This is a genomic window from Microbulbifer mixtoriginis (SeqCode) (assembly GCF_052466715.1).
This window is the reverse complement of record NZ_CP174288.1, coordinates 2,835,206-2,856,859: the sequence shown is the minus strand read 5'-3', so window position 1 is coordinate 2,856,859 and position 21,654 is coordinate 2,835,206. Positions and strand designations below refer to the sequence as shown.

The following is a 21,654-nucleotide window of genomic DNA, read 5'->3' as shown; positions in this document are numbered from 1 at the left end:
AAGAAACTCTGTAAAAAGTTCAGTAAGTTGTTGAAAACACTGAAAAGCGGTGCTAAAGTTCGCGCTCTTCGCAGCACTGGGTTCCCCCGCTGCAGAGTTCTAGACCCGTAGCTCAGTTGGTTAGAGCGCTGCCTTGACATGGCAGAGGTCAGCGGTTCAAATCCGCTCGGGTCTACCATCTTCAAAAGGATGGTTACCCATCTGAATCAATAGTTCCATGAATCACTTCATGGATAGTTTCATGCGGTCTTTGGTAGGGATCGCCACTGAGAGAAAGGACAAACAATGCTCGTTGTTACTCTCCCCGATGGTTCTCGTCGAGAATTTTCCGCTCCGGTTTCCGTGCATGACGTAGCCGCAGATATCGGTCCTGGCTTGGCCAAGGCTGCACTTGCAGGCGTAGTCGACGGCAAAGAGGTTGATACCAGCTATGTCATCGATCGCGATGTCAATCTGGCCATCATCACCGACCGTCAGCCCGAAGGCCTGGAAGTCATTCGCCACTCCGCTGCACACTTACTGGCGCAAGCAGTTAAGCAGCTGTACCCGACGGCCCAGGTCACTATTGGCCCGGTTATCGAAGATGGCTTCTACTACGACTTTGCTTACGAGCGTCAGTTTACGCCGGAAGATCTCGAGAAGATCGAAGAGCGCATGGAAGTGCTGGCCAAGGAAGATATTACAGTCAGCCGCCGGCTAATGCCCCGTAAAGAAGCGGTGCAGTACTTCCGCGATATGGGCGAAGAGTACAAGGCCGAGATTATCGATAGCATCCCCAGCGACGAAGATATTTCTTTGTACCGCCAGGGCGATTTCGAAGATCTGTGTCGCGGCCCCCACGTGCCCTCCACTGGCAGACTGAAGGCGTTCAAGCTGACCAAGGTGGCTGGTGCTTACTGGCGCGGTGATTCCAGCAACGAGATGTTGACCCGTGTTTACGGCACCGCCTGGGCCAACAAGAAAGAATTAAAAGCTTACCTGCGTCGTATTGAAGAGGCAGAGAAGCGTGACCACCGCAAGCTGGCCAAGAAATACGATCTCTTCCATATCCAGGAAGAGGCGCCCGGCATGGTGTTCTGGCACCCAAATGGCTGGACTATTTACAGTACTGTCGAGCAGTACATGCGCCGCCGTCAGCGCGAGTTTGGTTACAAAGAAATCAAAACCCCACAGCTGGTGGATTTCAGTCTGTGGCAGAAGTCTGGTCATGCGGATAAGTTTGCCGATGACATGTTTACGCTCACCAGTGAAGAGCGCCAGTTTGCCATCAAACCTATGAACTGCCCCTGTCACGTGCAGGTGTTCAATCAAGGTTTGCGCAGTTATCGCGACCTGCCGCTGCGTTTGGCGGAGTTTGGCTCCTGCCACCGTAGTGAACCTTCCGGTTCCCTGCACGGTCTGATGCGCGTGCGCGGCTTCGTACAGGATGATGGCCATATCTTCTGTAGTGAAGATCAGATCCAGTCAGAGGTTTCTGACTTTATGGATCTGCTGCACTCCGTGTACAAAGACTTCGGCTTTAATGATGTTATTTACCGTCTCTCCACTCGCCCGGAGAAGCGTGTAGGTTCTGATGAGAGCTGGGACAAGGCAGAGAAAGCCCTGGCCGATGCGCTGGATGCCGCGGGCCTGCCGTGGGAAGAGTTGCCAGGTGAAGGCGCCTTCTACGGACCCAAGATCGAATTCTCCCTGAAAGACTGTCTCGGCCGGGTATGGCAGTGCGGTACCATTCAGGTGGACTTCTCTATGCCGGGCCGTCTGGATGCGCAATATGTCGCCGAAGATGGTTCGCGTCAGTCCCCGGTGATGTTGCACCGCGCAGCCCTGGGTTCCTTCGAGCGCTTTATCGGAATTCTGATCGAGCATTACGAAGGCGCGTTCCCCACCTGGCTGGCACCACAGCAGGTGGCGATCATGAATATTACCGATCGTCAGGCCGATTACTGTCGTGACTTGGAGGCCCGCCTTGGTTCGCTGCAATACCGCGCCAGTGCTGACTTGAGAAACGAGAAGATCGGCTTTAAAATCCGCGAGCACACGCTCCAGCGTGTCCCTTATCTGCTGGTCATTGGCGATAAGGAAGTGGAGAGCCAGACGGTTGCCGTGCGCACCCGCAGCGGTGAGGATCTGGGAAGCATGACTTATGAGTCTTTCCTTGAGATTCTCGAGCAGGACGTCAGTCGCCGCGGCCGTTTGTCCGAAGATAATGCATAACAACTTGGCAACTGGGAGACCATAGCTATTAAACGAGACACTAAGGGACGGTCCAAAAAGGCCCGCATAAACGATCAGATTGAAGCGTCAGAAATCCGCCTGATTGGCGCTGATGGCGAACAGGTAGGCATTGTCTCCCTGAATGAAGCGCTGGAAGCTGCACAGCAGGCTAGCTTGGATCTCGTTGAAATTGCCCCGGACTCCACGCCGATAGTCTGTAAGATCATGGACTACGGCAAGCACGTATTCGAAGCTAAGAAAGCTAAGAATGCCGCCAAGAAGAAGCAGAAGCAGCAGCAGATCAAGGAAATGAAATTCCGCCCGGGCACCGATATCGGTGACTACCAGATCAAGCTGCGCAACCTCATCCGCTTCCTGGAGGCGGGTGACAAGGCCAAAGTATCCCTGCGCTTCCGTGGTCGTGAAATGGCTCACCAGGAGCTGGGTATGGAAATGATGCAGCGCATCGAAAAAGACCTGGAAGAGCTGGCCATTGTAGAGCAGCGACCAAAGATGGAAGGTCGCCAGATGCTGATGGTTCTCGCTCCCAGCAAAAAGAAAAAGTGAGGTTTGGGGAAGCGATTCCCGGAACCTCCTTTGAGAAGTGATTGGGCGACGGCTGCCTCCTCACTCTCACAGTGCCGATGGCTCAGGTTGTCGGCAGATACTAAAGGTGCCTGTTATGCAGGCGAATATTCACTTTGGAGTACAAAATGCCGAAAGCAAAGACTCACAGTGGCGCTGCCAAGCGCTTCAAGAAGACGGCTGCGGGCTATAAGCACAAGCACGCTAACAAGAGCCACATCCTCACCAAGATGACCACCAAGCGTAAGCGTCAGCTGCGTGGCACCCAGACTATGAACAAGTCTGATGCCGGTCTGGTTGATCGTATGCTGCGCGCCAAGTAATTGGCCCAAATCGCAAAGGTTTAAGAGGATAGAGTTATGGCCCGTGTAAAACGTGGTGTAGAGGCGCGTCGTCGTCACAAGAAGATTCTGAAGCAGGCTAAAGGTTACTACGGTGCGCGTTCACGCGTATTCCGCGTTGCCAAGCAGGCAGTTATTAAAGCTGGTCAGTACGCATACCGTGACCGTCGCGTTAAGAAGCGTAACTTCCGCGCTCTGTGGATTACCCGTATTAACGCCCAGTCCCGTGCAGAAGGCCTGAGCTACAGCCGCCTGATCGCAGGTCTTAAGAAAGCGGAAATCGCACTGGATCGCCGTGTACTGGCTGATCTGGCTGTTTACGATAAAGCCGCTTTTGCTGCCGTAGTTGAAAAAGCTAAGGCAGCCCTGGCAGCGTAAGCTGTCACTTCAGTTGTAAAACTGAATACTTAAAATAGGGAAGGGCTGTAGCGGCCCTTCCCTATTTTTTTATGGGGTTTCCGCTATTTTTTACCGGTGGCGGTGCCAGGGGAGCCCCCGCGGTGCAAATGCACCGGTTAAAACAAGCACAAAACTAGGGCCAATCGGCCTCAATCGAAGTTGGATTCAAACGGGAACAGTTCGATGCAAGATTTGCAGTCCCTCACCGAGCAGGCAATGGAGCTGGTGGAGAAGGCCGATGGCCTCGCCGCACTGGATCAGGTGCGTGTTGATTACCTGGGCAAAAAGGGCCAGCTGACGGCACTGCTGAAAGGCCTGGGCAAGCTGTCTGCTGAGGAGCGCCCGGCTGCGGGTGCCAAGATCAATGAAGCCAAGCAGCAGGTGCAGGAAAAAATTAATGCGCGCCGCACTATGCTGGAGCAGGCCGCCATCAATGCCAAGCTGGCTGAAGAGACCATTGATGTCACCCTGCCAGGGCGTGGTGAAGAGCAAGGCAATGCTCACCCCATCACCCGCACGTTAAAGCGTGTAGAAGATTTCTTTACGGGCATCGGATTTACAGTTGAGAACGGCCCGGAAGTCGAGCAGGACTATTACAACTTCGAAGCCCTGAATATTCCCGCGCACCACCCAGCGCGCGCGATGCACGACACTTTCTACGTGGACCCCACCACAGTACTGAGAACACACACCTCTTCCGTGCAGATCCGCACCATGGAGAAAAAGTCTCCGCCGCTGCGCATTATCTGCCCCGGCCGCGTATACCGTTGCGACTCCGATGTGACCCACTCGCCCATGTTCCACCAGGTAGAAGGCCTGGTAATCGGCGAGAACATCAGCTTTGCGCACCTGAAAGGCACCATCGACCAATTCCTGCGTGCTTTCTTCGAAGCGGAAGTGCCGGTGCGTTTCCGTCCGTCTTATTTCCCTTTCACCGAGCCGTCTGCAGAAGCGGATATCCAGTGCACCGCCTGTGGTGGTGAAGGTTGCCGCGTATGTTCCGGCACCGGCTGGCTGGAAATTCTCGGCTGCGGCATGGTGCACCCGAACGTGTTTGCCGCCTGTGATATCGATAGTGAAAAATACTCCGGCTTTGCCTTTGGTATTGGTATCGAGCGCCTCGCCATGCTGCGTTACGGCGTTAACGATCTGCGCTTGTTCTTCGATAACGATCTGCGCTTCTTGAAACAGTTCTAGCCCAGTGAGAGCGCGAATGGCTGAGGCGGTTCGCATTAGCAATCGAATTGTGGAGGCCCGGGTGGCGAAATAAATACCCCGGGCGAAATGCGCACCAAGTTGCGCTGACGGAATACAGAAAGAGATCAACTATGAAAATCAGCAACTCCTGGTTGCGGGAATGGGTAAACCCGAAACTCACCACACAGGAACTGGCCGATCAAATCACCATGGCCGGTCTGGAAGTGGATGGCATAGAAAAAGTAGCGGGTGAATTTTCCGGAGTGGTTGTGGGTGAGATTGTCGCCTGTGAACAGCACCCGGATGCCGACAAACTGCGTGTGTGTAAAGTGGCCGGCCACCCCGACGGTGAAATGCAAGTGGTGTGCGGTGCTCCCAACGCGCGCATCGGAATCAAAATTCCTTTTGCCCTGGTAGGCGCCAAATTGCCGGGCGATTTTAAAATCAAAAAAGCCAAGCTCCGTGGTGTAGAGAGCTTCGGTATGCTCTGCGCACAGACCGAATTGGAACTGGGCGAAGACAATGACGGTATCTGGGAACTGCCAGAAGACGCACCCACCGGTACCGATCTGCGCGAATACCTGCAGCTCGATGATGAAACCATCGAAGTGGATCTCACCCCGAACCGTTCCGACTGCCTCGGTGTTGCCGGTATCGCTCGCGAAGTGGGCGTACTGAATCGCTGCGCCGTACAAGGCCCGGAAGTTGCCCCGGTGCCCCAGCAAATCGACGAGAGCCTGCCCGTATCCCTGCTAGCCGAAGCCGCCTGCCCGCGCTACGTAGGTCGTGTCATTCGCAATATCGATATCAAAGCGGTGACACCTCTGTGGATGCAAGAGCGCCTGCGCCGCAGCGGCCTGCGCAGTATCGATCCGGTGGTAGACGTGACCAACTACGTCCTATTGGAGCTGGGCCAGCCCATGCATGCCTTCGACCTGGAGAAACTCTCCGGCGGTATCAAGGTGCGTATGGCCGAAGCCGGTGAAGAGCTGACCCTGCTGGACGGCCAGGCAGTGAAGCTACAGGAAGGCACCCTGGTGATTGCCGACGAAGAAAAGCCACTGGCCATGGCCGGTATTATGGGTGGCTTGGATTCATCCGTTACCGAAGGCACCCAACATATCTTCCTGGAGAGCGCCTTCTTCAGCCCGCTGGCGATAGCCGGTAAAGCCCGATCCTACGGCCTTCACACCGATTCCTCTCACCGCTTTGAGCGCGGCGTAGACTACCACCTGCAAGAGAAAGCGGTTGAGCGTGCTACTCAACTGCTGCTGGATATCGTTGGCGGTGAGCCAGGCCCGGTACACGTGCGCGAGCTGACTGAAACCATGCCCGCTGAGCGCCATATTACCCTGCGCCGTGCCAAGGTAGAGTTGGGCCTGGGTATCAAGCTGGCCGATGACGAAATCGTCGATATTCTTACCCGCCTGGGTCTGGAAAAAATCGACCAGAATGACGAAGGTTGGACCTTCCTCGCCCCCAGCTTCCGTTTCGATATCGCCATCGAAGCCGATCTGCTGGAAGAGCTGGCCCGTGTTTACGGTTACAACCGTATCCCTAGCGAAAGCTTTACCGCCGAGCTGGAAATTGCTCCGCGCCCGGAGAGCACCATTGCCCAGGACAATCTGGAGCAGACCCTACTGAGCCGAGGCTACTACGAAGCGATCACTTTCAGCTTTATCGATAGCGACAGCGCCGCGCTGTTTGACCCGGAAGCCGACCCGGTGGCTCTGCAAAACCCGATCAGCGCAGAGCTGGCGGTGATGCGTACCACCTTATTGCCAGGCCTGTGCAAAGCCTTACAGTACAACCTCAATCGCCAACAAAACCGCGTGCGCCTGTTTGAAACCGGTCTGCGCTTTGTACCCGGTGCGGAGCTACACCAGGAACAGATGATCGCTGGTCTCGCCTACGGTAATCGCTTTGCGGAAAACTGGACTGGTAGCAAAGACAGCGTGGATTTCTTCGATGTGAAAGCCGACGTGGAAGCCCTGCTGGCCCGCACCGGCGTCGCCGATGAATTCCGCTTTGTCGCCGGCCAACACTCCGCCCTGCACCCCGGTCAAACCGCCAAAATACTGCGTGGCGACCGCGAAGTAGGGGTTATCGGTGCCCTGCACCCGCAGCTGCAGAAGAAGCTGGATCTGGCCAAACCGGCGTTCGTATTCGAACTCAGCCTGGAAGCGATCGGCCAGGGTAAAGCCCCCGCATTCCGCCCACTGTCCAAGTTCCCGGAAGTGCGCAGAGACCTGGCCCTGCTGATCGACGCGGATGTTCCCGCCGCCAATCTGGTAGAGGCCGCCACCGAGGCCGCCGGTGAAACCTTGACTGACCTCAAGATATTTGACGTCTACCAGGGCAAAGGTATTGATTTAAATAGAAAAAGTGTCGCTTTGGGGTTGACGTTTCAGCATTCGTCGCGCACCCTTAATGACGAAGAAATCAATGCCGCTGTAGATGCGGTGGTCGGTAAATTAGAAGAAAAATATAACGCTAGTCTGCGCTAACAGGGCATGATGCTCTCGGTGTGCAGACTGAATTGCACCCCGAGAGCGTCTGCTTCCGGGTTGAAAGCCGCCGCGGTTTGGGCCGCTTCCGATCTGGAGTCGACGCCTCTGAATCAATTGGTAGGATCCAATGACAGAGGCACTGACCAAGGCCGGGCTCGCCGAGAAGTTGTACGAGGAGCTGGGCTTTAATAAGCGCGAAGCAAAAGAGATCGTCGAGTATTTCTTCGAGGAAATCCGCAATGCGCTGGAAAGCAACGAGCAGGTCAAGCTCTCGGGCTTTGGCAATTTCGACTTGCGCGACAAAAGCCAGCGTCCCGGTCGCAACCCCAAGACCGGCGAGGAAATCCCCATCTCAGCCCGCAGGGTAGTCACCTTCAAACCAGGGCAAAAACTCAAGACACGAGTAGAGGAACATGCTGGAACCGAGCAATAATGCTCAGCTACCTGCAATCCCCGGTAAGCGCTATTTCACCATTGGTGAAGTGAGCGAGCTGTGTGCCGTGAAGCCCCATGTACTGCGCTACTGGGAGCAGGAATTCCCACAGCTGAAACCCGTTAAACGCCGCGGCAACCGCCGTTACTACCAGCACCAGGACGTTATTATGGTGCGCCAGATTCGTGCGCTACTCTATGAAGAGGGCTATACCATTGGAGGAGCCCGCCAGCAGATAGAGACCGGTAGCGAAAGGGCAGAAGTGGTGCAGTTACAGCAGGTACTGCCGGAAGTGATCGCGGAACTCAAAGATGTAGTGGCCCTGCTGGATGGGAGAAAGAATTTCTAAAAAACTGTAAACCTGGGCTTGCAATCCAGCCGCACTCAGGTATGATTCACGCCACATCGAGACACGATGTCTTTAAAAATCAATCACTTAGAGAAGTGAGCGATTTTTCAAAATCGGAGCGTAGCGCAGCCTGGTAGCGCACCACACTGGGGGTGTGGTGGTCGTCGGTTCAAATCCGGCCGCTCCGACCATCTTTCTTTATATCTCATGCGGCTTTCAGCCAATTTTCCAGGTTGAGCGTACAAAAACCAATTCCCAAGCGTACAAAAACCAATTCCCAAGCGTACAAAAACCAATTCCCAAGCGTACAAAAACCCCGTACAAAAACCCCGTACAAAAACTCTCAATCACTTCCGGACCAGTAATTTCGGGTCGATGCTGATACCCACTTCTTTGTATTCCCGCTCATGCCCTCCGAGATAAAACTTCTCAGTAATTTCCGTATCCGTATGGGCGCATATTTCTGCAATCTCTTCCGGGCTGTGACCGGATTTCTTGAGCAGGTGAGAGGCTAGTGCGCGCACCTCGTGAAATGTCGGCCTGGCGCTGCTGGGTAAGTCCTGGCGAACTCCAGCGGCATAGCGAGCTTCTTTAAACTGGTCTGATAGCCTTGCAGGCATCAGTCGATACCAATGCTCATCTTACTTCGCTCTGGGCTGTCTCTTCTTCGGTTGAAACGAAACTGCAAGCGAACAGCGGTAATTTTTAAGTGGTAGCTCCCTAGTTTGATTTATTATTTGTCGTAGCCCTGGATATTTTGAGTAGGTAAACCGTAAATAAACCTTGCGCTCTTCACTCCGCTGATTGATAGGTTTTTCTGTCCACTTACAAATACCAACTTCAGTAATATGCTCATTAAGTAAAGGGCCACATATCCGCGTCTCATATTGGCTAGTGGAGAAAGCTACATCACTAGTCGCAAGTACTTATAACCCAATTCTCCGGCTGTAATATAGGTTAGTTAAAACTCACTAATAGTTAATCTCTGTCGAACTTTAGGATGGCGCAGAATTAATTTGGGAGCTTCGGCACTGGTATTGAATGGATTAAATGTCGGGTTGGGTATATCGCTTTCCAGCATTAAATAGTTGATAAAGCTTTAAAGTGTCCCACAGCTACTTCTCTTTGCCTACATCATCGAAGATGATCACAGAGCCGGCACTAACGACAGAGCCAACAAATAGCGATATTCAAGCTGCTGCAGTACTTAATTGCACCATTGCCGTAATCGACAATCAGAACAATGTACAGGCCTGTGGAGTAGGAGTTCTAGTGTCTAGCGTTTGTGTAACCACCAAAACACTGCAGGCTGATGCAGGACAGTCAGTAAGCGTCACTAGTCACGCTATTGATTTAGTGGCGAGTTGTATTGTTGAGGTGGTCAATCGCCTGGCTGTTCATATCTCAATTATAGAGATGACGATTCCTAGTGGATAATATTAACCTTTTTCCTGCAGAGAGTGGTGGGCTTATCACAGGCGTAAAAACTAGAAGTATAGAGTCATAGCTTAAATTCAAAGACAGCTGCCTCTAACTTATTGATTTAATTGTGGGTAAAATGAGTTTAAGAATGGGGGGGGCAGACACTTGAGCTGCTGGCTATTTAATAAACTGTTATACGGTAAGAGGCTATGGTAGAGATTCATAGAATCGGGTCGCTAGTTGATCGTTTGAGAAGTTTGGTTGTTCTTTTTGAAGAGCTATACGGGTGCGAAGACTCAATTAGAGAGATTAAGCGTACTGCCCCTCAATCATTTGGGCTAATTAAAAGCTCTCTGCAGTATGAGATAGTTATGAGAATTGCTTCGTTACTTGATCCAGCAAAAACGATGGGATCAGATAACCTAACATTTGATAGATTACATGCTCGTTTTGACGAGACATTGAGAAGTGAATCTAAAAGCTATTTTTTGCTTGAGTGTGAAGATGGAAATCTTCATGAAGAGATAGCAAAAAAATATAAGATTTTTAGGGACTTTGAGGAGCAGATCATCGAGTTGCATTATCTGTATAAAAGTACAAACATCAAAAACTATCGAAACAAGCTAGGGGCTCATCTTGATGTAACCTACTCCACTGGAAAAAAGCAACTGAACATTGAAATCGACGATTCATCACTGGCTAATATACTCAATAAGATGATTTCAATTTTATATCTTGCTGGGCAATTGTATGAAGGGCCAGACAAAGATCAGTTTTTGCACAGGAATATGGAGATGCCGATGAGTGCTGGCGGTAAGGAATTGTTAAAGAAGCTGAGAAACATTTAATAGTTGCCGGACTGGTTTTCCGCTGCACACCAAATCAGCCTCAAATACAGACGCTAACATGAACGCAAAACTCACAGTTAAAAAACTTATAGGTCACTTTGAGAACCCTCTGATTTTTTAACTTGCAGTTATTTGAAAGTAAAGACACCGATTCTGGGCACCCAAAGATTGGAGCGGCGTGTCAGTTACACGACAAGCATCAGCTCTGATGGCTCTATATCTCTGGTTTATAGGTAAGGGACATGAAATTCTGAGAATTTGTGTTCAGGATTTGGAAATTTTATTTCGGATAGAAAATCGACAATTGTGGCGTAGAGTATTTGGAGTTAGGTTAGCAGGAGGCACCTGAGAGGAAGCGCCGGCAGTTGCCTATGTCGTACCCAACGTTTATTGAGCTGGCTACAAGCTTATTGTACTGCTCCCACCAAGCCTTTAGGCGACCCTTAAATTTCTGGTTGGAATATAGCCAGTGCATGGATGGGATACCAAGCCGCTCTAGGAAAGGAAGCGTGTTTTCGGAAATACAACTTCGCTTTCTGGAATCAAAATGCCCGCCACTCCAGTCCGCCAGCTCCAAATGGTGATCTAGCTGAAAGGGTAGCCCTTTCGGCATATTCAAACACTCACCGCCGACAAACAGAATTAGATCTTTAATCTTTTCGGAAAAGTACGTAGGAAATTCCCATATAAATTGAAACTTGCAATTATTGACTAAAGTTTCCCCGGGCGGAAATATAAAAAATATAGGCGCGAAAATAATCTTATTGAAATTTATTCAGTTTGTTTCAATGTCAAAGCTACGTAAAATCGATAGATATTTTTGGTGTTTAAGTCGCAATTGAGCGAGCCGATTAAAAAGGCCTTAGAGGCTTGAAAATTTTTGAAAGCTTCAAAAGAGCCAAGAGCTTTTAAAAGACCCATCCCCTCAAAGGAGAACGGTAGCGTGACATAAGAGTAAGTAAAAGGCGCTGACCCAAGGTGCTAGGAACACCCGGGGCCAGCTGACCAAATTGATAGGATAAGTATCAAGATGGCTATATGGATAATACGCTAGAAACCCGCTCGTCTTCAATAAAGTGGAGTACATTCAGCGGCTTGGGGCCTATTCCCAAGCTCTGGAAGCCTAGCGCCCGCCTTTTCCTCTTCTCTGCCTACCGCCCCCGCGCACCACCCCACATTTCCTCCAAACGTTAAGCCCAAGCTTCCCAACCCCAGAAGTACCCAGACTTTGACCATCGAAGGAAATAAGTATGTTGATCTTAAAGCGACGGATCGGTGAAAACTTAAGGATTGGAGCAGATGTCTCCGTCACAGTGCTGGAGGTTAAAGGTAATCAAGTGAAGGTAGGCATAAGTGCACCCAGGTCACTGCCCATCCACCGTGAAGAAATCTATGTGCGGATCCAAAAGCAGCTTAAATTGAAGGCCTGAAAGCGCTTAAAGCGGCAGCCGGGAGAGATAATCTTGCCTCTCCGGTGTGCCCGTGTTGAAAAGACTAGAGGAGTTATACCGGCAATCGTCTCTTGTTATTTAGCGGAGTGAACTAGTAGCCAAATTGGATCCCAGATTACCAGACAACAATAGCCGATGAACCCAGTAGAAAAAGTCAAAGCGATCCAACGTGCTACTGCGTACGCTTGTTTGAGATATTAGATTTCCACAATGAAAGATTAAGTTAGTGATAGGTGATCCTGAACGCATCGCAGGCAGTCTATATTTCCTCATCAAATTTGGTGAGCTTGATTTGCAAGGAGTTGTCACTATGTAAGCGGTACATGAGCCACAGTATTTAATTTGCCCTGGCAGACTGGCACGATGCCCCCTCCATCAACTTCGGAGAAAAGCGCCATGAATCAGTAGCAGTGGCAAAGCTATATCGGGGTCTACGAGAAAAGCTCTCAATCCAAGTGCGCCAATGTTCGTAATCACAATCTAAGCTACAGCCAGTTCCTCTATTGGTACCGCAAGCTATCTGAACAAACTTCGGTGACTAATACCCTGACTTTGTTCCCGTGAATATCAAGTTCCCCATAGTCATTACGGGAAATCTGGGTATATTGGATTCTCTAATGGCATAAAGCTGAAGTTGATACCCGTGTAGTGAGTCAACCTGGTCAGGTGTTTGTGCCCAGGTTTGAGCGGCCCATCAACCTCTTTTAACGCATGTACCAGGGATTGATCATGCAGAGTGATATAGGATTTACCAAGCGCTACGCAGCATCCAGCATCGAATACTGCATTCCATTTATTATATTTTCACCAAAGAGAATAATAGCCAGGCCACAATTTTCAATGTGGTGTTTAATCTGTATCCCGTTGACCTAGGCAGACTTATGATCTCGACAGAAGGAGTTAGCTTCCATGCCAGGACCATAGCCAGCTGTATCACTCGCATCGTGATTGGTCACCGCAAAGAAGAAAGAGATTTCCAGTCACTACTTATTGCAACCTTCGATTATCTGGGCTCTACAGTCAGAGTGTATTTTTCCAGAGAGATATACTTTCAGTTTTTAGTTAAGTTACTTAATATTGGTAAACAATAGAGTTTGATACTTAGGAAATGACTTACAGTAGGAATTTGACTTGAGAGGAGGGGGCTATTGATTGAGTCAATTAGGATATATCAATGCGTCATTAGCGCTGAAGTATAAGACCAAAATCCCTTTTGGCTCTTACTTATTGGTAATTAAGGTGGCCTTATGGCTTAAACACCACATTTTCTGGCACTTTTCCAGATGGCAGTCTTGTAGAGTGCAATTGTGAGATGAGCCACTTTCCTTTCACTTTCTTTAGAATAGCGCTTTCGAGCCAATAAACATCTTGGCTCTCATTCTTTTTAGCAAAATTGGCCTTATTCCAATAGTTGATTGTGACTAGGTCTGGCTTCTCATCAAAGTCAATAATGCTAAAGTAATTGGTTCTAACAGTATCTGATGGCTTTGCTACCTTAATTAGATCTTCAATCGTCCATACTTCACCATGTTCGAGCAAGAGAAAAGATTCAGTTACGGTGCCTCTCATATGCTCATGGTCTACGTCGGATAGGTAATTTAGAAGATTCTCGATAGTTTTGAATGCTTCAGGCTTCTCTTGTGCCTGTGCGTTACCGATTGTCAAAACAAACAACATCAATGTAAAAACAATATTTCGCATAAGTTATTTTCCTGGTTTTAGAGATTAATTATTAGTAACGGGAGTGTTGATTTTACAACATTTACTTCATCAAGTGTCTAAGCTGCTTAAAGTGAGGGAAGCTATAAATGTTAGGCGAGCTCCGGTCGGAGCAGGTTTTCGCTGATGCTGTCTATTTTTTAAGCAAAAAATTTGTTTTTGGGATCTCAGAGCCCCACTATACGCATACCAGAGTAAGTTTAGATATTTGTACACTCTGCGCCAATGTTCTCCGGCTGGATTACACCTAAGATACAGCTAGAGTAAGGATTGTTGCTGAGTTCTGTTGAGCTGATGTACCTCAATGATTGCGGCGAGATCATAGAAGCGACGCCCATAGCCGCGTACTCCCAATCAATGGCATAAAGCCGCCCGGCCTTTTCAGTGATGAGATTTCCAGTGCTTAAAATCATTATGGCAAAGAAAGAAGCTACTACCTAGCTGTTCCGCGGCAACAACATGGGAAGAAATCGTTTGATAAAGCTGTACTAGTGTGGGGTAGAAATCTGCTTGCTCATTAATTGAGCTCCAATAATGTTCAGCTTTAAAGGATATATCCAAGTGGGCATCAATTTCAGGGAGGCTGTGGATTTCATTAAGTAAATTGGCAACCTATTCCGGAGCATTGGCATCACTTCCATTCCAAGGTGCACTTCACAAAGCGGGTAACTTGGTATTGATATGCTGGGGCACTGTAAACTAAAGGAGCGTATAGCCCGGCACTACTTGAACTCACAAGGAGGTAGGTCTCTGTTTGTCGGTTTAAATCTAGAGCACTGCCGTATTGTGAATTGATACGTAGAAGTAATAGCTCTTGGTTTTCCTTGAGTGGGAATGTTTGGTTCGTTTGCCTCTGTAAGCCGTCTGACCACAATGGATTTGGATGGGCTCCATAGGGCCAGTCCTGGGGAAGCATAACGTAGAACTAATATCTTTGCCGGTTGATTAATTGATTGAAGCTGAATCTTATCAAAAATTGTAGGCCATTCTAGAGGCACGTAATAGTGATGAACTTAATTTCAAAAATAAAATTTGGGTGAGTAGTTTTTTTAAATTGCGAGTCTTGATTGAAAATGGGGCTGGAGGTTTATTCTTGTGATAAGCAATATTCTTCAAAGTATGATTCTTTTAGGGAGAATTTGATTCATGAAATTAGTAATTGTGGTCCGCATTACAGCTCTCAATTAAAATAAGATGAGTCAGATTTGTCCTGAATTAATACAACTAAAACTGCCTAATGCTAGGTGTGCCCAATTCAAAGCCGGAATCCGGCACTATTACAGCTGGCGATCTGTTCTCCAGATCGCCGAGAGAAATAATCTGCCTATAGCTGACTAGCTCACACAGAGTTTTGAACATCCTTGCAGATGCCCACTTCACTTTTTAGTCGATAACGATTAAGAGAAGGTGACTGCACGCTCATTTAAATCATAATACTGAGTATTAACCTTAATCTTTACAGAGCTACCGGTAGCATCAAACCAGCCGAGGTACCCGGTAACCTCCAGGCTTTTATGGGTAGTGGCCATCGCCTCACGTAAACGCTGGGCCCAGGGCCTTAACTTCTCACCATCATAACCTGACCCACAAGCGCAGAGGTGCAGATCGACAAAATTGCCAGGCAAACCCTCTTTAACCAGCGTGCCCGCTAGCTGCGTGGGAGTATAGGTTTTCCATACTCCGCCCTGCCACGACTCTACCCCTCTATCGAAAACTTTTGCTTGTTTATTCTTGCCACTATTGCGTTGTGCACCAATTTGCTTGCCATCGCCACCGCCGGTACCATGAGCAACAATATAAAGAGTGTCACCAGATTTGAGGCTACTGAGACACTTGTCTATCCAGCGGTACATAGACTTACCAATACCAGATGTTACCTTGTTGGCAAGAATTTGATTCTTCGGAATATCCCACGCACTCGCCATATTCTCCGCGAACTCTAGCATTTCATCACTGTTTACCGGGAGGTAAATGTACTTTGCCATTTTTTACACCTTGTTATTATTACAATGTCAAAATTATAACACCAAGCCTTGCAGGGTGAATTATTCAGGGCACCCAAAAATTGGAGAAAAGTCTCAGTTTTGCGACAAGCATCGGTTCTGGTGGCTATTCAAATCTGAATTGGAAATAAGGATAGGTGAAATGTTAAGAACTTGTATTTAGGCTTTGGAAAACTTCACTTTGTGGTAATAAGTCAGAAATCGTAGTGTTGATAGATTGGAGCAGGGTTAAATTAGCAAAGAGGAAACTCCGATGGTGGATCAAGCCATGTACCCTATGTTTATTGAGCTTGCTGCACGAATGCATAGTTGAATCAAAGTGTAATCAGGGTGTTTAGGCGTATTTGTGGTATTGGCCCTGACTGTGTTTAGGTCTACATAGCCCATACTGGCTGCGTTAACGCTTTTATCCAATAAAGCCCAGGATTTAAATAAGTGGCCTGTAACGCTGTCTTCTGGATTAGCTGGGATTCATTTAAGAGATGTATAAAACAGCTGACACTGATTAAATTTTCTGCCATAGAAGGACAACGCTTTGTAGCTTTAGCGATTCACACTGATCGAGTACGCTGCCCTGGGTTATCGTTGTGCCAAGTTCGAGGCCTTAAATAGCTCCAGATAGTGAAGAATCACTTCGATATCTGGTCAGATCAGCCTTTTTGCCGATATAAAGTACGATATCGTAATGATTACTCATTACGGTATAGGCTACGTTACTAAGTGTAAAATCTGATGCCAACCTATTCATAGGCGTTTCAATTCACTGGTATTAGGCGTAGGGGTAAATGCACTGATATGAGGGGGTTACACCAAGAAATATTTGGATGATTCTGGGCCGAGTCCTTGGTTATTCATATTGGTATGGATAAATAGCAGGTGTTTTATTAAATTTCGTCAGTAGGGTTGGCGGTTTAGGCTTTATATTTGGTGAGTGTTGAGAAGTGTCCTTAGGTTATTTGGTGTCAATACTGAAAGTGGGTGAAGTAGCAAGAATTTCGAGGGAATACGTTTATTTGTATCCACATGCGACAAATAGAGCCAGTAAAGTTATGCTGTAGTTGGTTTGTCCGCTAAGTGACTATACCTTGTCTATAGTACGAGCTGCTTACCTCTTTACTCAGAGATCTTTGATAGTTTATCGATCCGCTTAAGATACAATGAGTGAATGAATGTGATGGACGGATGTTAGTCATGCCATCGGTTATTTTAAGGTTTCTATTAATCTGTTAGCAAATGACTGTGGAGGATGCTGGTGAGATTTCTAATCTCATGCCTGTCAATATTAGGTGATCACCGCCCAATAGACTTCCCCGGTCTGCTTTCGAGAGCCTTGTTTTTTTCACTCAGTTTGGTTGTAGGCGCTTCATTAGGTGCGCAGGAAATCAGTTCCTCAGACCTGGGACAAGATACGTCTACCCGAGAAGTTGCTGCTGACTATCTGAGGAAAGAGTTAAAAGGCACCCAGAATTTGGTTTGGACCGGGCATAAAATACCCGATACTGATTCCGTTAGTGGGAGCTTGCTCTCAGCCTTCATTTATGGTGGTAAGCCAGCAATTCCCAGTAAAATCAATCCGGAGACTCGCTTCGCCATTGAACAATGTGGTGCTGAGGAGCCCGAAATAATTGAGAATTTCTCAGGAAAGACTGTTGGATTGGTGGATTTTAATCAAGGCACTCAATTGCCAACTGGCGTTGATCCAGACTTAATCGTAGCAATAATCGACCATCATGCGATTGGTGGATCGCCAATTAATATTCCAAATGTAATCAGTATAGAGACTAGGCCATGGGGATCGAGCGCGACAATTTTAACTGATCATGCTCAGAAGTTTGCTATTGAATTACCAGTTCATCTGGCGTGTATGGGGTTGGCTGCAATTCTTTCGGATACGGTTAACCTGACATCACCTACCACAACCGAGTACGACAAAGTCTATGTAAAAAAATTGGCAAAGAGAGCTGGTATAGATGATGTAGATAAGTTTGCAGAGCGGATGTTGCTAGAGAAATCAGATCTGGGTGGGTTTTCCGCCAAGGATATTGTTTTACTTGATTTTAAAGATTTTGAGTTCGGAGGAAAAAAAGTTGGCATTGGTGTTGCTGAAACGCTGACAGCTCAGCAGTTAATCAACAGAAGGTATGAACTTAAGTCTGCCATGGGCGAGATAAAAAAAGAGAAAGGTATCAATCACTTGATCTTCGCAATTGTCGACACTCGTGAAAATAAATCTTATCTACTTTGGAGTGACACCTCAGACAAAGATCTTATTATCTCCGCTTTTGGGGACCAGGTAGTAGATGACATGGTTGTTGCTAAAGGGGTGATCTCGCGAAAACGCCAAATTGGCCCAGCAATTCAAAGAGCTTTAGAGAATTGAAAGATTGACTGATTTATTGAGTTCTCTGAAAAGATTATATTCCTGCGATGCCCATTTTGGGCGAGGAACAAATTAAGTGTAATCATTATCAAGAAAAACAGATACCAAGAAAGTTGGAGTAAAGCTGTCCTATACCAGATGTGAGGCTTTACTACGATTCAAATAATGGAACGCCTTTGATTTCACTGACGAAACGATGACTTGATCATCAACGATGATCGTGATTGAAATGTTACAGCTGATTTAATATTGCAATGAATTTTTACCGTTTCGCTTTTAAATAAAGGGGTGGAGGGTAAGACTAATGAAAAGTTTAAAGTGTTAATAAATTTTTACTTACCTCAGGATAATCATCCCCATTACGTCATTGAGAACTTGTTTTATAAATCATTCGTAAAAGTAAAGGTGAGATTCTATGTGGATACTATCCGAGCGTTATCTCCATTGTTCAAAAGCTGCAAGAGTAAATAAAAATTGTTAAATAATTTTGGTTTTCTTTAGTAGGCAATTATTCAGTTTAAGCCCAAAAGGCTGGGGTTGAGCTCCGGTGTTTTTACACGTTGTAATTTCAAGATGGCAATAAATTCATAAAGCCGAGCATTAATCCCGAGCTATACTAAATTTAGCAACATGCGTACCCTTGCTCATATTATACGCAACAACTTCCCTTTTCGTTTGACAATATTCTTGTAATCCCACTGAATTACCTTTGATTTTTTTAGCCAGCGTTTTATATCAGATGTTTTTATCTGCACTGCGTCTGTATAACGAATAGAAGCATCTTTAAATTTTCCTGTCCCTGGTTCGAGCTTAGGCTCGTCAAAGTCTATACCGCTCCAGAACATCAGGCGAATGCAGTCTTTTAGTTTACTGTACCCTACAATTGGATTGCCCTCTAAAAACCATACAGGGTGGCCATGCCAGATCTTACTTTCAGCTTTTGTCAGGCCTTTATCAATTAGCTGTCGTAAAGTATCGCATATCAGCAGCTCTTTACCGACCTGTGCTGAATTAAAATCATCGATCGTTTCATATTTCATGGTTATCAATCTTTCAGCCTCGTCGAGCTTTAACGCCAGTTTCAGGTATGTCTAGAGTGGCGGTGTTGAGTTATTTTTTATAAGTGGTATATACATATTAAAAAATATGTTTGATGGCATCATCCTTAAGCGTCAATTCTAGCATCTAGAACTTGGTTTAGAGGGTTAAATCTGAAGCAAGGTTGAACAGTCGTTATCTATCATCTGTCAAGGGTAAAATTATTCGGCCCTTGTATCACCTGATTCTTGGTGTCTTAAGTCCCAAAACAGATCGCTACACTTATCGAGATTACCGGAGCCACAAATATACAGGTCTTGGACAGGATGCGCCAATCCGCAAAGTAAATAAAGAGCCGGTTACTCCACGCTTGATACAACCCCAAAGTATTAAGGTAGATATCACAATAGATCAAATAAAACCTATGTTCTAAATCCGGGGAGAGTGAATTTTCTGGGCGATGATGGCATTACGAATATTCGAATTGTAGTTAATGATGGTACCAGTAATAGTTTTCGCTGACCAATCACGATAGTTCTCTAGTTTTTGACCTCCAGCAGTTCTTGAGTGATTTGTTAGCAGAATAGCGTGGTGATATGGTGGTTTTCGCAGCTGGAATCGAAAGGATGGTGGAAGATCCTTACTTGGTAATATTTGAGCTACTTTGGTCTTCAGGCCTCTCTGAAAGCCATTGTTCTGTCATGATCTATCTACAATGTGCATCTTATCGCTTTATTCGGTTTGTTTGACGCATTATCTAGAGCTAATGGTTGTGCTTTGTTTAAGGGCATAGTGAAAATAGTGGCACAAATTAGGAGGATCTAATAATGATAAAAACAACAGCCAAGTGGGTTGGCGGGATACTATTGCTTGGGATGGTTGCAATCTCGGTCTTTGCCGTCAATGCAATTTATTTTAAACCATGGTCTATCAATGTATATTTTGAGCGAGCCTTTATAAAAATTCAAAGTACCAGCCCGGAAACACTCTCAATTTTTCGCATACTGGAACGATTTGGGATTGATGGCCATAATGCTCATCTTGATGATGTTTCTGAAAAGATGAAGCAACATGAGATACAGATAGTTAAGGATGAACTATCTACTTTAAGGAGCTATGACAGATCTAGTCTCAATGACCGGCAGGCAATTTCCTATGATATTCTGGAGTACTACCTGGAAAGTCTAGTAGAAGGGGAGCGCTGGAGGCATCATAATTACCCTCTCAATCAAATGTTTGGTGTGCAAAATACTCTTCCGGAGTTTCTTGTTGAGTTGCATCAAATTAACAATGTCAAAGAAGCGGATTATTATCTCTCCCGCTTAAGTGAAGTAGATAGAAAATTTTCTCAAGTATTGGATGGGTTGAAAATTCGGGAACAGAAAAAGATCCTGCCTCCACGCTTTGTAATTGATCGTGTGTTAAGCGAAATGCAAGGGTTTATTAACGTTCCGGCGCATGAAAACATACTTTATACCTCTCTGGAAAATCGCTTGGATACTCTTGAAATTTTACCAGATCAAGAGCGTACACGTATCCTTGATAGAGGAAAAATATTAATTGAAACAAATGTCTATCCTGCGTACGCAAGCTTGATCGCTTACTATCAAGAATTACAGTATAAGGTTTCAGAGAATAATGGCGTTTGGGCCCTCCCGGAAGGTGATGAATTTTATGCATATCAAATACGTATTCATACCACTACAAATCTGACTCCCGATGAACTGCACAATACGGGCTTGATGGAAGTAGAACGTATAGAAGACGAAATGAAACAGATCTTTGCTTCTGTAGGTCTTGATACGGGAAGCATTAACTCCCGTTTCTCCGCTATAAATAATGATCCTCGGTTTCTTTATGAAAATTCAGATAAGGGCCGTGAGCAAATTATCAAAGACTATCAATTGATTATCGATGAGATTAACGCAGGTATTGACGATTATTTCAACATAAAACCAACTGCGGGCGTTGAAGTTAAGCGAATTGCAGGGTTCAAAGAACAAGGCGCACCGAAAGCATACTATATGCACCCTGCAATTGATGGGTCTCGCGGAGGGGTGTTTTATGTAAACCTGCGCGATGTCCATGAAACAAAGAAATTTACCATGCGAACTTTAGCTTATCATGAGGCAATTCCAGGGCACCATTTTCAAGAGGCAATTGCAAAAGATTTAGAGGGATTGCCTACTTTTCTTAAAGCCGTATCAAATACAGCTTATGCGGACGGCTGGGCTCTTTATACAGAGAAGCTAGCCAAGGAGATTGGTTTTCAAGATGATCCCTATGATGATCTTGGGCGATTACAAGATGAAATGCTTCGTGCTGTTCGTTTAGTGGTAGATACCGGTATACATCACAAGCGCTGGAGTCGAGAAGAGGCAATTGAATATATGGTGAAAACGACCGGTTTTCCGAGAACTGAAGTCACCACTGAGGTTGAGCGCTACTTTGTGATGCCGGGTCAGGCTGTAGCTTATAAAACTGGTATGTTAAAGATATTGGAGTTGCGAGAACGTGCTCGTCAAAAGTTAGGGAGTAAATTTGATATACGTGAATTCCATGATGTAGTGCTAACTAATGGTGCCGTACCGCTGATGGTGTTAGAGCAACTTGTTGACCGCTGGATTGCTACTAAGAAAGTCTAAGAGAGTTAATAAAAAGGCATTTCAAGCAGTATCATTTGCTATTTAGAGTGAGCTCGCGTTAATTGTAATAGCGATCAACAAGTTCATTGTAGCGCCTGAAAGGGGGTTGAGTTCGACTCA

General features: G+C 46.7%; 17 protein-coding genes, 2 tRNA genes and 2 pseudogenes. 16 read left to right on the top strand and 5 right to left on the bottom strand.

From position 1 onward, the window contains the following. The first annotated feature begins 101 nt into the window (after nucleotides 1–101). The 10 genes from ACJJH9_RS12660 (at nucleotide 102) to ACJJH9_RS12615 (ending at nucleotide 8,219) form a co-directional block, all read left to right on the top strand. A tRNA-Val gene (locus ACJJH9_RS12660) sits at nucleotides 102–178 on the top strand. A gap of 107 nt (nucleotides 179–285) precedes the next feature. Further along, nucleotides 286–2,214, top strand: a complete 1,929-nt coding sequence (gene thrS / locus ACJJH9_RS12655; protein ID WP_252082365.1) for a threonine--tRNA ligase — start codon at nucleotides 286–288, stop codon at nucleotides 2,212–2,214. 21 nt (nucleotides 2,215–2,235) lie between these two features. Next, on the top strand, nucleotides 2,236–2,781 hold the full coding sequence (gene infC / locus ACJJH9_RS12650) for a translation initiation factor IF-3 (RefSeq protein ID WP_435583647.1): 546 nt from the start codon (nucleotides 2,236–2,238) through the stop codon (nucleotides 2,779–2,781). Nucleotides 2,782–2,927: 146 nt separating this feature from the next. After that, complete coding sequence (gene rpmI, locus ACJJH9_RS12645; protein ID WP_020413351.1) at nucleotides 2,928–3,122, top strand: 50S ribosomal protein L35; 195 nt, start codon at nucleotides 2,928–2,930, stop codon at nucleotides 3,120–3,122. 36 nt (nucleotides 3,123–3,158) lie between these two features. Continuing rightward, on the top strand, nucleotides 3,159–3,518 hold the full coding sequence (rplT, locus tag ACJJH9_RS12640; protein WP_252082363.1) for a 50S ribosomal protein L20: 360 nt from the start codon (nucleotides 3,159–3,161) through the stop codon (nucleotides 3,516–3,518). Between the two features lie 204 nt (nucleotides 3,519–3,722). Then, entirely contained in the window at nucleotides 3,723–4,736 is a 1,014-nt protein-coding gene (gene pheS / locus ACJJH9_RS12635) for a phenylalanine--tRNA ligase subunit alpha (RefSeq protein WP_444922991.1), read from the top strand. 131 nt (nucleotides 4,737–4,867) lie between these two features. After that, the gene (gene pheT / locus ACJJH9_RS12630; RefSeq protein ID WP_444922990.1) at nucleotides 4,868–7,243 is read left to right on the top strand and encodes a phenylalanine--tRNA ligase subunit beta; all 2,376 of its coding nucleotides are present in this window, start codon (nucleotides 4,868–4,870) and stop codon (nucleotides 7,241–7,243) included. A gap of 130 nt (nucleotides 7,244–7,373) precedes the next feature. Beyond that, on the top strand, nucleotides 7,374–7,679 hold the full coding sequence (ihfA, locus tag ACJJH9_RS12625) for an integration host factor subunit alpha (protein WP_108733837.1): 306 nt from the start codon (nucleotides 7,374–7,376) through the stop codon (nucleotides 7,677–7,679). Continuing rightward, nucleotides 7,660–8,028 (top strand): MerR family transcriptional regulator, encoded by a 369-nt coding sequence (locus ACJJH9_RS12620; RefSeq protein ID WP_152452791.1) that lies wholly within the window; start codon nucleotides 7,660–7,662, stop codon nucleotides 8,026–8,028. The genes ihfA and ACJJH9_RS12620 overlap by 20 nt, the downstream gene beginning before the upstream one ends. 114 nt (nucleotides 8,029–8,142) lie before the next feature. After that, nucleotides 8,143–8,219: transfer RNA gene (locus ACJJH9_RS12615), tRNA-Pro, on the top strand. Between the two features lie 156 nt (nucleotides 8,220–8,375). Here the strand turns inward: ACJJH9_RS12615 and ACJJH9_RS12610 are convergent. Next, the gene (locus ACJJH9_RS12610) at nucleotides 8,376–8,648 is read right to left on the bottom strand and encodes a site-specific integrase (protein ID WP_444922989.1); all 273 of its coding nucleotides are present in this window, start codon (nucleotides 8,646–8,648) and stop codon (nucleotides 8,376–8,378) included. 652 nt (nucleotides 8,649–9,300) lie between these two features. Between ACJJH9_RS12610 and ACJJH9_RS12605 the strand changes: the two genes are divergently transcribed. The 4 genes and pseudogenes from ACJJH9_RS12605 to tnpA form a co-directional block, all read left to right on the top strand. After that, nucleotides 9,301–9,465 (top strand): hypothetical protein, encoded by a 165-nt coding sequence (locus ACJJH9_RS12605; RefSeq protein ID WP_444922988.1) that lies wholly within the window; start codon nucleotides 9,301–9,303, stop codon nucleotides 9,463–9,465. A 194-nt stretch (nucleotides 9,466–9,659) separates the two neighbouring features. After that, nucleotides 9,660–10,298: an AbiU2 domain-containing protein gene (locus ACJJH9_RS12600; protein ID WP_444922987.1), complete on the top strand. Its 639-nt coding sequence runs from the start codon at nucleotides 9,660–9,662 to the stop codon at nucleotides 10,296–10,298. Nucleotides 10,299–11,548: 1,250 nt separating this feature from the next. After that, the gene (gene csrA / locus ACJJH9_RS12595) at nucleotides 11,549–11,728 is read left to right on the top strand and encodes a carbon storage regulator CsrA (protein ID WP_444922986.1); all 180 of its coding nucleotides are present in this window, start codon (nucleotides 11,549–11,551) and stop codon (nucleotides 11,726–11,728) included. A 441-nt stretch (nucleotides 11,729–12,169) separates the two neighbouring features. Continuing rightward, a pseudogene (tnpA, locus tag ACJJH9_RS12590) lies at nucleotides 12,170–12,313 on the top strand (IS66 family insertion sequence element accessory protein TnpA); the annotation flags it as partial. A 21-nt stretch (nucleotides 12,314–12,334) separates the two neighbouring features. Here the strand turns inward: tnpA and ACJJH9_RS12585 are convergent. The 3 genes and pseudogenes from ACJJH9_RS12585 to ACJJH9_RS12575 form a co-directional block, all read right to left on the bottom strand. After that, nucleotides 12,335–12,502, bottom strand: a pseudogene (locus ACJJH9_RS12585) (hypothetical protein); the annotation flags it as partial. A gap of 492 nt (nucleotides 12,503–12,994) precedes the next feature. Further along, the gene (locus tag ACJJH9_RS12580; RefSeq protein ID WP_444922985.1) at nucleotides 12,995–13,450 is read right to left on the bottom strand and encodes a nuclear transport factor 2 family protein; all 456 of its coding nucleotides are present in this window, start codon (nucleotides 13,448–13,450) and stop codon (nucleotides 12,995–12,997) included. 1,415 nt (nucleotides 13,451–14,865) lie between these two features. Beyond that, nucleotides 14,866–15,453 (bottom strand): hypothetical protein, encoded by a 588-nt coding sequence (locus tag ACJJH9_RS12575; protein WP_252082349.1) that lies wholly within the window; start codon nucleotides 15,451–15,453, stop codon nucleotides 14,866–14,868. A gap of 1,270 nt (nucleotides 15,454–16,723) precedes the next feature. Between ACJJH9_RS12575 and ACJJH9_RS12570 the strand changes: the two genes are divergently transcribed. After that, nucleotides 16,724–17,851, top strand: a complete 1,128-nt coding sequence (locus tag ACJJH9_RS12570; RefSeq protein WP_444922984.1) for a manganese-dependent inorganic pyrophosphatase — start codon at nucleotides 16,724–16,726, stop codon at nucleotides 17,849–17,851. 644 nt (nucleotides 17,852–18,495) lie between these two features. Here ACJJH9_RS12570 and ACJJH9_RS12565 read toward each other — a convergent pair. Then, nucleotides 18,496–18,891 carry a DUF1801 domain-containing protein gene (locus ACJJH9_RS12565; protein ID WP_444922983.1) on the bottom strand — a complete coding sequence of 132 codons (396 nt, stop codon included), beginning with the start codon at nucleotides 18,889–18,891 and terminating at the stop codon, nucleotides 18,496–18,498. An 825-nt stretch (nucleotides 18,892–19,716) separates the two neighbouring features. On the opposite strand from ACJJH9_RS12565, the gene ACJJH9_RS12560 reads away from it, so the two are divergent. Then, on the top strand, nucleotides 19,717–21,534 hold the full coding sequence (locus tag ACJJH9_RS12560) for a DUF885 domain-containing protein (protein WP_444922982.1): 1,818 nt from the start codon (nucleotides 19,717–19,719) through the stop codon (nucleotides 21,532–21,534). Nucleotides 21,535–21,654: the final 120 nt, after the last annotated feature.

Bases quoted from the DNA above. Each gene is read 5' to 3' on its own strand.
- ACJJH9_RS12565 (WP_444922983.1), bottom strand. From the start codon at position 18,891: ATGAAATATGAAACGATCGATGATTTTAATTCAGCACAGGTCGGTAAA.
- pheT (WP_444922990.1), top strand. From the start codon at position 4,868: ATGAAAATCAGCAACTCCTGGTTGCGGGAATGGGTAAACCCGAAACTC.
- ACJJH9_RS12560 (WP_444922982.1), top strand. From the start codon at position 19,717: ATGATAAAAACAACAGCCAAGTGGGTTGGCGGGATACTATTGCTTGGG.
- ACJJH9_RS12610 (WP_444922989.1), bottom strand. From the start codon at position 8,648: ATGCCTGCAAGGCTATCAGACCAGTTTAAAGAAGCTCGCTATGCCGCT.
- thrS (WP_252082365.1), top strand. From the start codon at position 286: ATGCTCGTTGTTACTCTCCCCGATGGTTCTCGTCGAGAATTTTCCGCT.
- ihfA (WP_108733837.1), top strand. From the start codon at position 7,374: ATGACAGAGGCACTGACCAAGGCCGGGCTCGCCGAGAAGTTGTACGAG.
- rpmI (WP_020413351.1), top strand. From the start codon at position 2,928: ATGCCGAAAGCAAAGACTCACAGTGGCGCTGCCAAGCGCTTCAAGAAG.
- rplT (WP_252082363.1), top strand. From the start codon at position 3,159: ATGGCCCGTGTAAAACGTGGTGTAGAGGCGCGTCGTCGTCACAAGAAG.
- ACJJH9_RS12600 (WP_444922987.1), top strand. From the start codon at position 9,660: ATGGTAGAGATTCATAGAATCGGGTCGCTAGTTGATCGTTTGAGAAGT.
- ACJJH9_RS12620 (WP_152452791.1), top strand. From the start codon at position 7,660: ATGCTGGAACCGAGCAATAATGCTCAGCTACCTGCAATCCCCGGTAAG.
- ACJJH9_RS12580 (WP_444922985.1), bottom strand. From the start codon at position 13,450: ATGCGAAATATTGTTTTTACATTGATGTTGTTTGTTTTGACAATCGGT.
- csrA (WP_444922986.1), top strand. From the start codon at position 11,549: ATGTTGATCTTAAAGCGACGGATCGGTGAAAACTTAAGGATTGGAGCA.
- ACJJH9_RS12575 (WP_252082349.1), bottom strand. From the start codon at position 15,453: ATGGCAAAGTACATTTACCTCCCGGTAAACAGTGATGAAATGCTAGAG.
- pheS (WP_444922991.1), top strand. From the start codon at position 3,723: ATGCAAGATTTGCAGTCCCTCACCGAGCAGGCAATGGAGCTGGTGGAG.